Source organism: Pseudomonas sp. AP42 (genome assembly GCF_001728935.1).
In the GTDB taxonomy this organism is placed as follows: Bacteria; Pseudomonadota; Gammaproteobacteria; order Pseudomonadales; family Pseudomonadaceae; genus Aquipseudomonas; species Aquipseudomonas lactis.
The window spans coordinates 38,279-50,369 of sequence record NZ_LYSO01000038.1 but is presented as its reverse complement, the minus strand read 5'-3'; the positions used below and the strand labels follow the sequence as shown (position 1 = coordinate 50,369).

13 protein-coding genes are annotated in these 12,091 nt (G+C 61.9%); 11 read left to right on the top strand and 2 right to left on the bottom strand.

Annotated elements, in window-relative coordinates; all coding sequences use genetic code 11:
- Nucleotides 1-293 precede the first annotated feature (293 nt).
- Complete coding sequence (hemH, locus tag A7K61_RS15875; RefSeq protein ID WP_069557902.1) at nucleotides 294-1,319, bottom strand: ferrochelatase; 1,026 nt, start codon at nucleotides 1,317-1,319, stop codon at nucleotides 294-296.
- A 14-nt stretch (nucleotides 1,320-1,333) separates the two neighbouring features.
- Entirely contained in the window at nucleotides 1,334-2,233 is a 900-nt protein-coding gene (locus A7K61_RS15870; RefSeq protein WP_069557901.1) for a TIGR01777 family oxidoreductase, read from the bottom strand.
- Between the two features lie 212 nt (nucleotides 2,234-2,445).
- On the opposite strand from A7K61_RS15870, the gene A7K61_RS15865 reads away from it, so the two are divergent.
- From A7K61_RS15865 to A7K61_RS15815, 11 genes are all read left to right on the top strand, one after another.
- Nucleotides 2,446-3,432 (top strand): NAD(P)/FAD-dependent oxidoreductase, encoded by a 987-nt coding sequence (locus A7K61_RS15865; RefSeq protein WP_044271431.1) that lies wholly within the window; start codon nucleotides 2,446-2,448, stop codon nucleotides 3,430-3,432.
- Complete coding sequence (locus tag A7K61_RS15860; protein WP_069557900.1) at nucleotides 3,429-3,644, top strand: TIGR02450 family Trp-rich protein; 216 nt, start codon at nucleotides 3,429-3,431, stop codon at nucleotides 3,642-3,644. The genes A7K61_RS15865 and A7K61_RS15860 overlap by 4 nt, the downstream gene beginning before the upstream one ends.
- A 112-nt stretch (nucleotides 3,645-3,756) precedes the next feature.
- Nucleotides 3,757-4,716, top strand: a complete 960-nt coding sequence (locus A7K61_RS15855; RefSeq protein WP_003188379.1) for a DUF523 and DUF1722 domain-containing protein — start codon at nucleotides 3,757-3,759, stop codon at nucleotides 4,714-4,716.
- A gap of 3 nt (nucleotides 4,717-4,719) precedes the next feature.
- The gene (locus tag A7K61_RS15850; RefSeq protein WP_069557899.1) at nucleotides 4,720-5,649 is read left to right on the top strand and encodes a MerR family transcriptional regulator; all 930 of its coding nucleotides are present in this window, start codon (nucleotides 4,720-4,722) and stop codon (nucleotides 5,647-5,649) included.
- A complete protein-coding gene (phrB, locus tag A7K61_RS15845; RefSeq protein WP_069557898.1) occupies nucleotides 5,650-7,092 on the top strand; it encodes a deoxyribodipyrimidine photo-lyase in 1,443 nt (480 codons plus the stop codon).
- The gene (locus A7K61_RS15840) at nucleotides 7,085-7,507 is read left to right on the top strand and encodes a nuclear transport factor 2 family protein (protein ID WP_069557897.1); all 423 of its coding nucleotides are present in this window, start codon (nucleotides 7,085-7,087) and stop codon (nucleotides 7,505-7,507) included. The genes phrB and A7K61_RS15840 overlap by 8 nt, the downstream gene beginning before the upstream one ends.
- A complete protein-coding gene (locus tag A7K61_RS15835) occupies nucleotides 7,504-8,286 on the top strand; it encodes an SDR family oxidoreductase (RefSeq protein ID WP_032893651.1) in 783 nt (260 codons plus the stop codon). Before A7K61_RS15840 ends, A7K61_RS15835 begins: the two co-directional genes overlap by 4 nt.
- The gene (locus A7K61_RS15830) at nucleotides 8,283-9,530 is read left to right on the top strand and encodes an NAD(P)/FAD-dependent oxidoreductase (RefSeq protein WP_047712550.1); all 1,248 of its coding nucleotides are present in this window, start codon (nucleotides 8,283-8,285) and stop codon (nucleotides 9,528-9,530) included. Before A7K61_RS15835 ends, A7K61_RS15830 begins: the two co-directional genes overlap by 4 nt.
- Nucleotides 9,527-10,336, top strand: a complete 810-nt coding sequence (locus A7K61_RS15825; RefSeq protein ID WP_047712549.1) for a DUF1365 domain-containing protein — start codon at nucleotides 9,527-9,529, stop codon at nucleotides 10,334-10,336. The genes A7K61_RS15830 and A7K61_RS15825 overlap by 4 nt, the downstream gene beginning before the upstream one ends.
- Nucleotides 10,323-11,594, top strand: coding sequence for a cyclopropane-fatty-acyl-phospholipid synthase family protein (locus tag A7K61_RS15820; RefSeq protein WP_020302482.1), 1,272 nt, complete (start codon nucleotides 10,323-10,325; stop codon nucleotides 11,592-11,594). Before A7K61_RS15825 ends, A7K61_RS15820 begins: the two co-directional genes overlap by 14 nt.
- A complete protein-coding gene (locus tag A7K61_RS15815) occupies nucleotides 11,587-12,078 on the top strand; it encodes a DUF2878 domain-containing protein (RefSeq protein WP_047712548.1) in 492 nt (163 codons plus the stop codon). Before A7K61_RS15820 ends, A7K61_RS15815 begins: the two co-directional genes overlap by 8 nt.
- Nucleotides 12,079-12,091: the final 13 nt, after the last annotated feature.

Genomic DNA, 12,091 nt, shown 5'->3' with positions numbered 1-12,091 from the left:
GGATAACAGTGTCGCCTGCCAGGCCGCCTTCGCGAGCAAGCCCGCTCCCACAGTAGGATCGTTGTCGTGTCAGGTAGCTGGGCGTCGGCTGGCAGGCCGCCATCGCAGGCAAGCCAGCTCCCACACTAGGATCGTTGGGGTGTCAGGTAGCTGGGCGTCGGCTGGCAGGCCGCCATCGCAGGCAAGCCAGCTCCCACACTAGGATCGTTGGGGTGTCAGGTAGCTGGGCGTCGGCTGTCAGGCCGCCATCGCAGGCAAGCCAGCTCCCACAACTGGCTCACCGCAGGGCTCGATTACAATGAAACCGGCGCCCGTTCGCACAGTGTATTAAGCGCCGCCGCCCACTGCGGCTCATCATTCAGACAAGGCACCAACACCAACTCCTCGCCCCCCGCTTCACGAAATTGCTCGCGACCGCGATCACCAATTTCCTCCAACGTCTCAATGCAATCGGCGACAAACGCCGGGCACATCACCAGCAGCTTCTTCACGCCTTGCTGGGCCAATGCCTCTAGGCGCGCCTCGGTGTAGGGTTCGATCCACTTGGCCCGCCCCAGGCGGGACTGGAACGCCACCGACCACTTACCCTCCGGCAAACCCAACCGCTCGGCCACGTCCCGCGCCACGCTGAAGCACTGCGCGCGATAACAAGTGGCAAGCACCTCGGGGGATGCATTCTTGCAGCAATCGGCGTCCTTGAAGCAGTGCTGGCCCGTGGGGTCGAGCTTGGTCAGGTGACGCTCAGGCAAACCATGGAAACTGAGCAGCAAGTGATCGTAATCCTGCTCCACATAATCGCGCACACTCGCCGCCAGCGCATCCAGGTACTCAGGCTGATCGTAGAACGGTTGCAGGATCGAAAACTGCACATTCAGTTGCTTGTCGCGCACCACCCGCTTGGCTTCCTCTATCACCGTGGTCACGGTGCTGTCGGCAAACTGCGGGTACAACGGCGCCAGTGTGATTTTTTGAATACCCTGGGCGGCCAGGCGCGTCAGGACCGTTTCCAGGGACGGCTCGCCATAACGCATCGCCAGTTCCACCGGGCCCTGGGTCCACTGCGCGGTCATTTGCTGTTGCAGGCGGCGGCTTAAAACCACCAGCGGCGAACCCTCGTCCCACCAGATCGACGCATAGGCATGGGCCGATTGCTCGGGGCGCTTGATCAGGATCAGCGACACCAGCAAGCGCCGCACCGGCCACGGCAGGTCGATCACATAAGGGTCCATCAGGAACTGATTGAGGTAGCTGCGCACATCGGCCACGGAGGTGGACTTTGGCGAACCCAGGTTGACCAGTAACAACGCGTGATCGGTCATGCAACATCCTATCTTTAGAGGCGGCTGGACAAGTCGTCCAGAGCCGCACGCAACTCAGTGAACTGGAAAGTGAAACCTGCGGCCTGCAGCCGTTCAGGCAAAGCCTTTTGCCCGCCCAGCAACAAGCCGGACAACTCACCCAGGCCAACCTTCAACGCAAATGCCGGCATCGGCATGAACGCCGGGCGGTGCAGCACCCGGCCCAGGGTCTTGGCAAACTCGCGGTTACGCACCGGGTGTGGCGCGCAGGCATTATAAGGACCGTTGGCGTCTTGCTTGTGCAGAAGAAAATCAATCAGGGCGATTTGATCCTTGATATGCACCCAGGGCATCCACTGCCGCCCATTGCCAATCGGCCCGCCCAGCGCCAGTTTGAACGGCAGCAGCAGGCGCGACAAAAAGCCGCCCTCGGCAGACAGCACCAACCCCGTACGCACCAGCACCACGCGGATGCCCAAGGCTTCGGCACGCTGGGCGGTTTCCTCCCAGGCGATACACAACTGGCTGGGGAAATCATCCTGCACCGGGCCGCTGGCTTCGGTCAGTTCGCGCTCGCCGCCATCGCCGTACCAACCCACCGCAGAACCGGAGATCAGCACCGCCGGTTTCTGCTCCAGGCTTTCCATCCAGGCCAGCAAGGTTTCGGTGAGGTGAATGCGACTGCTCCACAACAACGCCTTGCGCTTGTGGGTCCAAGGCCGGTCGGCAATAGGCGCGCCTGCCAGGTTGACCACCGCGTCCACCGCGCCAATCACCTCTTGCAAACGCGCCACCCCAAGCACCTGTGCACCACACACCTGGGCGACCGTTTCCGGTTGCCGGCTCCATACGGTCAGGCGATGCCCTTGTGCGAGCCAGTGCTTGCAGAGTTGGCGACCGATCAAGCCGGTACCGCCGGTCAGCAAAATATGCATGGGACTCTCCTCATGTAACGTTCGCCGCCGCTCACTGGTCTATTTTATAAGCAGGGATCAATTTGATAATGGAGCGTGACGGGGGTTTAAGCCTTAGCTTAACCATAGGTCACGCCACACAATCAGGCACGCCAAAACTTATACCAAAAAACAATATTGTACAGCTATTGGTGTCGGCGTAGTCTGTACCCAACGGTAGAACGAGGCCTCCCATGACTGTTCCCATCGCGATCATTGGTACCGGCATCGCCGGTCTCTCCGCCGCCCGAGCGTTACAAGACGCCGGGCACGCAGTACAACTTTTCGATAAAAGCCGCGGCAGCGGTGGCCGTATGTCCAGCAAGCGCAGCGACGCCGGCGCGCTGGACATGGGCGCGCAATACTTCACCGCCCGCGACCGGCGCTTCGTCAACGAAGTGCAGCGCTGGCAGAGCAACGGCTGGGCCGAGCAGTGGAAGCCGCAGTTGTATAACTTCAAGTCCGGGCAACTGACGCCCTCTCCCGATGAGCAGATCCGCTGGGTGGGCACGCCGCGCATGAGCGCCATCACTCGCGCCCTGCTCGACGACTTGCCAGTGGAGTTCGGTTGCCGCATCACCGAAGTCTTCCAGGGCACGCAGCACTGGAACCTGCTCGACGCGGACGGCGGCAATCACGGCCCTTTCAGCCATGTGATCATTGCCACGCCGGCGCCCCAAGCCACCGCCCTGCTGGCCGCCGCGCCCAAGCTGGCGAGTGCCGCCGCCGGCGTGAAGATGGACCCGACCTGGGCCATCGCCCTGGCATTCGACAAGCCCCTGGATACGCCGATGGAGGGCTGCTTCGTGCAAGACAGCCCCCTCGACTGGCTGGCGCGCAACCGCAGCAAGCCTGGGCGCGACACCACCCTCGACACCTGGGTGCTGCACGCCACCAGCGCCTGGAGCAAGGCCCATCTGGACCTGTCCAAGGAAGCGGTGATCGAACACCTGCACGGCGCCTTTGCCGAATTGCTGCACAGCGCCATGCCCGCGCCGTCGTTCAGCCTGGCGCATCGCTGGCTCTACGCACGCCCCTCCAGCAGCCATGAGTTCGGTGTGCTGGCCGACGCCGACCTGGGCTTGTTCGTCTGCGGCGACTGGTGCCTGTCCGGTCGGGTGGAAGGTGCCTGGTTGAGTGGCCAGGAAGCGGCGCGACGCTTGATCGAGCACCTGCAATGAACCGCATCAACCCCGCCAAACTGCTGCTGTCAAAATGGACGGCAGCCCATCCGCGCCACAAGGAAAAACACTTCTTGGTCACCGAGTTGTTCCGTGACGAAGAGGGCACAGTGCTGGACATCGAACTGCAGGCCGTCCTCACCCGGCGCGCCGAACGCCTGCCCTGGGAGACGTTGAAAAACGCTGAAGACTGGAAAATCGGCTGGAAATAACGCACCCACACAAACCTGTACAAATTATTTGACTTGTACAACATCGCGCCTATGATGAGATTTAGTTGTACAAGATTTTTAGCTTGTACAGGATTCTTGCAGAGGTTTGCTTATGTCCAGCCATGTGAAACCGAAGATCGCCATCAGCGCCTGCCTTCTGGGTGAGAACGTGCGCTTCAATGGCGGGCATAAACAGTCCCTGCTGTGCAGCCAGACCCTCAGTGACTATTTCGATTTTGTCCCACTGTGCCCTGAAGTTGCCATCGGCCTGGGCATTCCTCGGCAAGCGATCCGCCTGGTCGGGGACCCCGACCATCCGCAGGCCGTGGGCAGCGTAAACCCTGCGCTCAATGTCACGCAGCCACTGGACGACTATGGCCAGCAAATGGCCCGGGAACACACCGATCTGTGCGGCTACATCTTCATGCAAAAGTCACCGTCCTGCGGCCTGGAGCGCGTCAAGGTGTACCGCGACAACGGCACGCCTGTTGACGGTGGCGGGCGCGGCATTTACGCCCAGGCGTTTTGTGCTCGCCACCCCAACCTGCCGGTGGAAGAAGACGGTCGCCTGAACGACCCGGTGCTGCGGGAAAACTTCCTCACCCGCGTATTCGTGTACGCCAGTTGGCAGCAACTAATGGCCGACGGGCTTACCCGTCACCGCTTGCTGACGTTTCACTCGCGCTACAAGTACCTGCTGATGGCCCACAGCCCGGCGCATTACAAAAGCCTGGGCCACTTGCTCGGCAGCATGGGCAAAGGCATTGACCTGCCAGCGTTGGCCGACGGCTATTTCAGCGAACTGATGGCGGGCCTGAAAAAATGCGCGACGCGCGGCACCCATACCAATGTGCTGCAACACATCAGTGGCTACCTCAAGCAGGCCATCAGTGCCGATGACAAACAGGAAATGCAGACCGTTATCGGCCAATACCGCCACGGCATCGTGCCGCTGGTGGTGCCGCTGACCCTGCTCAAGCACCACTTTCGCCAACACCCGGACCGCTACATCGCGCAGCAGGCCTATCTGCAACCGCACCCAGAAAACCTCAGCCTGCGTAATGCGATCTAACCCATGAAACCTGCCCTGCTCGACGAACCCGGCGAAGACCTCGCCCACGCCCTGGAAAACGGCTGGCTGCCGATCCGCGAGGTGGCGCGCCAGACCGGCGTGAACGCGGTGACGCTGCGCGCGTGGGAGCGCCGCTATGGCCTCATCGTGCCCCAGCGCACCCCCAAAGGGCATCGGTTGTTCAGCGCCGAACATGTGCAACGCATCCAGGCCATCCTCACCTGGCTCAATCGCGGCGTGCCGGTCAGCCAGGTCAAGGGGCTGATCGACTCCGCCCAAGGCAGCCCGGAGCCGATGGAAAACGAGTGGCAGAGTCTGCGCCAGCACTTGGTGAGTGCTATCAGTGAACTGGCCGAGCGCCGGGTCGATGACGCGTTCAACCAGGCCATGGCGCTGTACCCGCCGCGCACCCTGTGCGAGCAACTGATGCTGCCGCTGCTCAACGAGCTGGAACAACGCTGGCAAGGCCAGTTCGGCGCGCAGATGGAGCGGGTGTTTTTCCTGTCCTGGTTGCGCAGCAAGTTCGGTGCACGGATCTATCACAACAATCGCCAACTCCACGGCGCGCCGCTGTTGCTGGTCAATCATTCCGACCTCCCCCTGGAACCGCACCTGTGGCTCAGCGCCTGGTTGGCCAGCAGTGCCGATTGCCCGGTGGAAGTGTTCGATTGGCCGCTGCCGGTCGGCGAACTGGCCTTGGCGGTGGAACACCTGCAACCGCGTGCGGTGCTGCTGTATTCGAGCAAGGCCCTGCAGGTGCCGGCACTCAGCAAACTGTTGGGCGGCATTAGTTGCCCCACGGTGATTGCCGGACCAACGGTGTGCATCCACCACGCCGAGTTGGGCGTATTAACCCAAGACATCCCTGATTTGTCCGTGGCCGAGGACCTGTTGTCGGCCCATCAATTATTGATCCAGCGTGGAATTGTCTAAATGCATTTGATCTGGCTGCGCACCGACTTGCGCCTGCACGACAACACTGCCCTGGCTGCCGCGAGCCAGCGCGGCCCCGTCGCGGCTGTTTACCTGATCACACCCGAGCAATGGCTGGCCCACGATGACGCACCGTGCAAAGTCGATTTCTGGCTGCGCAACCTGCAACACCTGAGCCAGGCACTGGGCAACCTCAACATCCCGCTGTTAATCCGCCACGCAGCGACCTGGGACCAGGCGCCGACGGTGCTGAGCCAACTGTGCCGCGAGCTGTCGGTGGAGTCGGTACACGTCAACGAGGAATACGGCATTCACGAAAGCCGCCGCGACCGCGCCGTGGCCCAGGCCCTGGAAGCGGACGGCGTGACCTTCCACAGCTACCTGGACCAACTGTTTTTCCAGCCGGGCAGCGTGCTGACCAAGACCGGCACCTACTTCCAGGTGTTCAGCCAGTTCCGCAAGGTCTGCTACAGCCGCCTGCACAGCGCCCTGCCCCGCGTGGTGCCGACGCCAAAGGCCCAGGCCGAACTTGGCGTGAAGAGCGACCCTGTGCCGACGACAGTCGAAGGTTTCCAAACACCCAGCGAAACCTTGCGTGCGCTCTGGCCCGCAGGCGAAGACGAAGCGCGCCGTCGCCTTGATGCTTTCGCCGATCAGCAGATCAGCTATTACAAGGACGAACGCGACTTCCCAGCCAAGCCCGGCACCAGTCAGCTTTCTGCCTATCTGGCCGCCGGTGTGGTTTCGCCGCGCCAGTGCTTGCACGCCGCGCTGCAAACCAACCAAGGCGAGTTCGAAAGCGGCGACATCGGCGCCATCACCTGGATCAACGAGCTGCTGTGGCGCGAGTTCTACAAACACATCTTGGTCGGCTACCCACGGGTTTCCCGCCACCGCGCGTTTCGCCCGGAAACCGAAGCGCTGGCTTGGCGCAAGGCGCCCGAAGACTTGGCCGCCTGGCAACAGGCGCGCACCGGTTTGCCGATCATCGACGCGGCCATGCGCCAACTGCTGGAAACCGGCTGGATGCACAACCGCCTGCGCATGGTGGTGGCGATGTTCCTGACCAAGAACCTGCTGATCGACTGGCGCGAAGGTGAGCGCTTCTTTATGCGCCACCTCATCGATGGCGACCTGGCAGCCAACAACGGCGGTTGGCAGTGGAGTTCGTCCACCGGCACCGACTCGGCGCCGTATTTCCGGATATTCAGCCCACTGAGCCAATCGGAAAAATTCGACGGCGACGGCGTGTTCATCAAACGCTGGCTACCGGAGCTGGCCGCGCTGAATAAAAAACAAGTGCACAACCCCGAAGCGGCTGGCGGCCTGTTCGGGGTGGCGGATTACCCGCGTGCCATCGTCGATTTGAAACAGTCCCGCGAGCGTGCCTTGGCCGCTTTTCGCCGGCTGCCTTCGCGACAGGAGATGGCCGAACATGAGTGACTTCCTGCGCCAGTTCGCCCACACCTTCGCCACGCTGGACAAGCACAACCTGCACCTGCTTGGCAGCCTGTACAGCGAGGACATCGCCTTTGCCGATCCCCTGCATGAAGTCCAGGGCCTGCCCGCATTGCGGCGCTACTTTGCCGACTTGTACAGCAACGTCAGCCAGCTGGATTTTGACTTCCACGGCTTCGATACCGTGGCCGAAGGCGAAGGCTACCTGCGCTGGACTATGCGCTTTCGTCACCCACGCCTGGCCGGCGGCCAGGTGATCGAGGTGCCAGGCTGTTCCCATTTGATGTGGCACGACAAGGTTTACCGCCATCGCGACTATTTCGATGCCGGCGCCCTGTTCTATGAACATGTCCCCCTACTGGGTCGCGTTATTCGTTGGCTGAAAAGGAGAATGGGATGAGCCTTACACCGCCCCGTCGTTACTGGCTGACCGGCGCCAGCAGTGGTATCGGTGCCGCGCTGGCCGTGGAGTTGCTCGACAGCGGCGCCCATGTGGCCCTCAGTTCCCGCACCCAAGGCCCGCTGGATGCCCTCGCCCTTCGTTATCCAGGCCAGGTGCTGGTGGTGGCCGGCGACCTGACCAACAGCCAGACCGTGCGCGAGATCGGTGAGCGTATCAGCGAGGTCTGGGGTTCACTGGACACCGTGATCCTCAACGCCGGCACCTGTGAATACGTCGACGCTCGGCAATTTGACGCCTCGATCATCGAACACGTGGTGCGCACCAACCTGCTGGCCAGCAGTTATTGCATCGAGGCCGCGCTGCCGCTGTTGCGCGCCGGGCGTACCCCGCATCTGGTGGGCGTGGCCAGCGCCGTGACCTACCTGCCCATGCCCCGCGCCGAAGCCTACGGCGCGTCAAAGGCCGGCCTGCGTTACTTGTTCGAATCCCTGCGTATCGGCCTGTCGCCGGAAAACATCGATGTCACCGTGATCAGCCCAGGCTTTGTCGACACGCCGCTGACCGAACGCAATGATTTCCCCATGCCCTTGAGCTGGCCGGCCGACAAAGCGGCGAAACACATTTTCGCCAAGCTGGAAAAACGCCCGCTGGAAATCGCCTTTCCGGCCATGTTCATTGCCACCTTGTGGCCGCTGTCGAAGCTGCCCAACCGCGCGCAACTGATCATCGGCAAACGCATGCTGCGCAGCCCGCCACCGAAGAAGGACGACCTGTGAAGATCGCCATTATCGGCAGCGGGATCGCCGGGCTGACCAGCGCCTACCTGCTCAGCCGTCGCCACGACATTACGCTGTTTGAAGCCAGTGACTGCATTGGCGGGCATACCCACACGGCCAACGTGACGGTCGACGGCAAGAGCTATGCGGTGGACACGGGCTTCATTGTGTTCAACGACTGGACCTACCCGAATTTCATCCGCTTGCTGGCGCAAATCGGGGTCAGGTTCAAACCCACCGAGATGAGCTTTTCGGTGTGCGACCAAAGCACCGGCTTTGAGTACAACGGCAACAACCTCAACAGTCTGTTTGCCCAGCGCCGCAATATTCTGTCGCCGGGGTTCTGGGGCATGCTGCGCGATATCCTGCGCTTCAATCGCCAGGCGCCGCTGGACTTGCAGGAGCAGCGCATCAGCGCCGACATGACCCTGGGCGATTACCTCACCGCTGGCGGCTATGGCCCAAGGTTTATCCGGCATTACATCGTGCCGATGGGCGCGGCTATCTGGTCGATGTCCCTGGCCGATATGCTCAAGTTCCCCCTGCAATTTTTTGTGCGCTTCTTCAAGAACCACGGCTTGCTCTCGGTGAGCAACCGCCCGCAATGGTGCGTGATCGAAGGCGGCTCCAGCCGTTATATCGAGCCGCTGACCCGCAGCTTTCGCGAACAGATACGGCTCAATTGCCCTGTGCATAAGGTGCAACGCAGCGACGAAGGTGTAGTTATCCACAGCCCGGCCGGCAGCGAAACCTTCGACCGCGTGGTGTTCGCCTGCCACAGCGATCAGGCCCTGGCCTTGCTCGACGACCCCAGCCAGGCCGAACAACAGATCCTCGGTGCCCTGCCCTACGCCGACAACGATGTGGTGCTGCACACCGACACGCGCCTGCTGCCCGACCGCAAACTGGCCTGGGCCAGCTGGAACTACCGGTTGGCAGGCAACACGCAACAACAGGCCGCCGTCACCTATGACATGAACATCCTGCAAGGCATCGACAGCGCCACTACCTTCTGCGTCAGCCTCAACCAGACGCCGATGATCAACCCGCTGAAGATCCTGGCGCGCTACACCTACGCCCATCCGCAATACAGCCTGGCCGCAGTGGCGGCGCAGGCACGCTGGGAAGAAGTGAACGGCGTGCGCAATACCTTTTACTGCGGGGCCTACTGGGCCAACGGCTTTCACGAAGATGGCGTGGTCAGTGCCCTGCGCGTGGCCCAGGCTTTTGGGGAAACCCTGTGAACAGCGCCCTGTACAGCGGCTGGATAGCCCATCGCCGGTTTACACCCAAGGCCCACGCCTTTCGCTACCGCATCGGCCTGCTGTACCTGGACCTCAGCGAAGAGGATGAAGTACTCGGGCTCTCGCCGCTGGCTGGCACGGGTCGCCTGGCGCCTTTCGGTTTCCGCCAGCAGGATTACCTGCGTGAATTCACGCGCCACGGCATGAGCTTAAGCGATGCCGTGCGCCACGAAGTCGGCAAGGCTCTGGGGCATACACCCCAGGGCGCTATCTGCCTGCTGACCCAGGCCCGCAGTTGGGGCCTGGCTTTTAACCCGGTGAGTTTCTTCTACTGCTTCGAGGCTGACGGGCAACTGGCCGCGATCCTGTGTGAAGTGACCAACACCCCATGGCGCGAGCGCTATCACTACGTGCTGCCCGCCCAGGCACTGGGCGCCGACGAGCACCAGCATTTCGCCGTGGCCAAGGCCTTCCATGTGTCGCCGTTTTTACCTCGCGACCTGGAATACCGCATGAGTTTCAGCCCACCCGCCGCCAGGCTCGGCGTGCATATGGCCGATTGGCAGGGCACGCAAAAAGTCTTCGACGCCACCTTGAGCCTGGAAAAACAGGCACTGAGCCGCGCCAGCCTGCATCGCTATTTGTGGCGCTTTCCCTGGATGACCGCCAAGACAGGCCTTGCGATCTACTGGCAAGCCTTGCGCTTGCTGCTCAAACGCACACCGATTTTTTCCCATCAGGCCGCCGATGGCGCCTCTCGCACCGCAGTCGGGTATACCAAGGATCGCCACCATGAAATCCCCTAGCTTATCGGTCAAGGCTAACCGCCTGAACGTCAACGGCATGACCGCTGCGCTGCTGCGCAAAGGCGTGTTGCGCCAGCTCAGCCAATTGCGCCACGGCCAGTTGGTGATCATCGAGGATGGCGAGCGGCAAGTCTTCGGCGCACGGGAAGCGCACCTGCTGGGCGAGATCCAGATTCTCGACGCGGCGGTTTGGGGCCTGGTGGCCGCCAATGGCTCGATCGGCGCTGGCGAAGCGTTTATCCACGGTTACTGGACCAGCCCCGACCTCACCGCCGTGGTGCGCGTGATGGTCAGCAACCTGGAGGTGCTCGACGCCATGGAGGGTGGCCTCGCTCGCTTGGCCCGGCCGTTCACCCAGGGCCTGCACTGGCTCAACCGCAACACGCGCAAAGGCTCGCAAAAAAATATCGCCGCCCATTACGACCTGGGCAACGACCTGTTCGAAGAATTTCTCGACCCCACCATGATGTACTCGGCGGCGCAGTTCCTCACGCCTGATGACACCCTTGAGCAAGCCCAACTGAACAAGTTGGCGCGCATCTGCCAGAAACTGGCGCTCAAGCCCAGCGACCATCTGCTGGAAATCGGCACCGGCTGGGGCAGCATGGCGTTGTATGCCGCGCAGCACTACGGTTGCCGGGTCACCACTACGACCTTGTCCAAGGAACAGTTCGCCTACACCGCGCAGCGTATTGAGGCGCTGGGCCTACAAGACCAAGTGACGGTGCTGCTGAGCGATTATCGCGACCTCACCGGTGAGTACGACAAACTGGTGTCGATCGAAATGATTGAAGCGGTGGGCCATCGTTTCCTGCCCACCTATTTCAAACAATGTGCCCAGTTGCTCAAGCCCGACGGTTTGATGCTGCTGCAAGCCATCACCATTCGTGAACAGCGCTTTGAACAGGCCAAGCGTAGCGTCGACTTTATCCAGCGCTACATCTTCCCCGGCGGCGCGCTGCCCTGTGTACAAAACATGCTGCAGATCGTCAGCCGCGACACTGACATGAACCTGCTGCACATGGAAGACTTCGGCCTGCACTACGCCCGTACCCTACGCCTGTGGCATGAGAATTTTCGCCGCGCCCATGGCCGTCTTGCGGAACTGGGTTATGACGAATACTTCCTGCGCCTGTGGGAGTTTTACCTGTGCTACTGCGAAGGCGGCTTTATGGAGCGCACCATCGGCACCGCACAGTTGCTGCTGGCCAAACCGGCGGCGATCAATCCACCGCTGCTCGGACGTTTCAGTGCTTAAATCCCTAGCCAACGCCGTGCTGTTTCAGTGCGGCTGGTTTGCCTGCGTGCTCGGCGGCGACAGCCGTTGGGTGTTGATCGGCATCGCGGCGCTGGGCGCGCACCTGCTGTGGATAAGTTCCTGGGCCAGGGAGGGGCGAGTGATTCTGGCCGTAACGGCGCTGGGCACACTGGTCGATACGGCATTGCGTGGGCTTGGCGTGTTTGAGTTCAATACGCCGGGGCCACTGATTCCGCTGTGGCTGATACTGTTATGGGCCTTGCTGGCCACCACCTTGCGCCATTGCCTGGCCTGGAGCGCACAGCCCTGGTGGCTGGCCAGCCTGCTAGGCGCGGTGGGCGGGCCGTTGTCTTATTACGCCGGCAGCCAATTGGCGGGTGTGAGTTTTGGGTACGCCACCATCCCAACACTGATCGGCCTGGCGCTGTTATGGGCCATGCTCTTTCCGCTGTTGCACAGGATTGCGCAGAGGCTGGAGCATTGACGCCCGTCCGAGC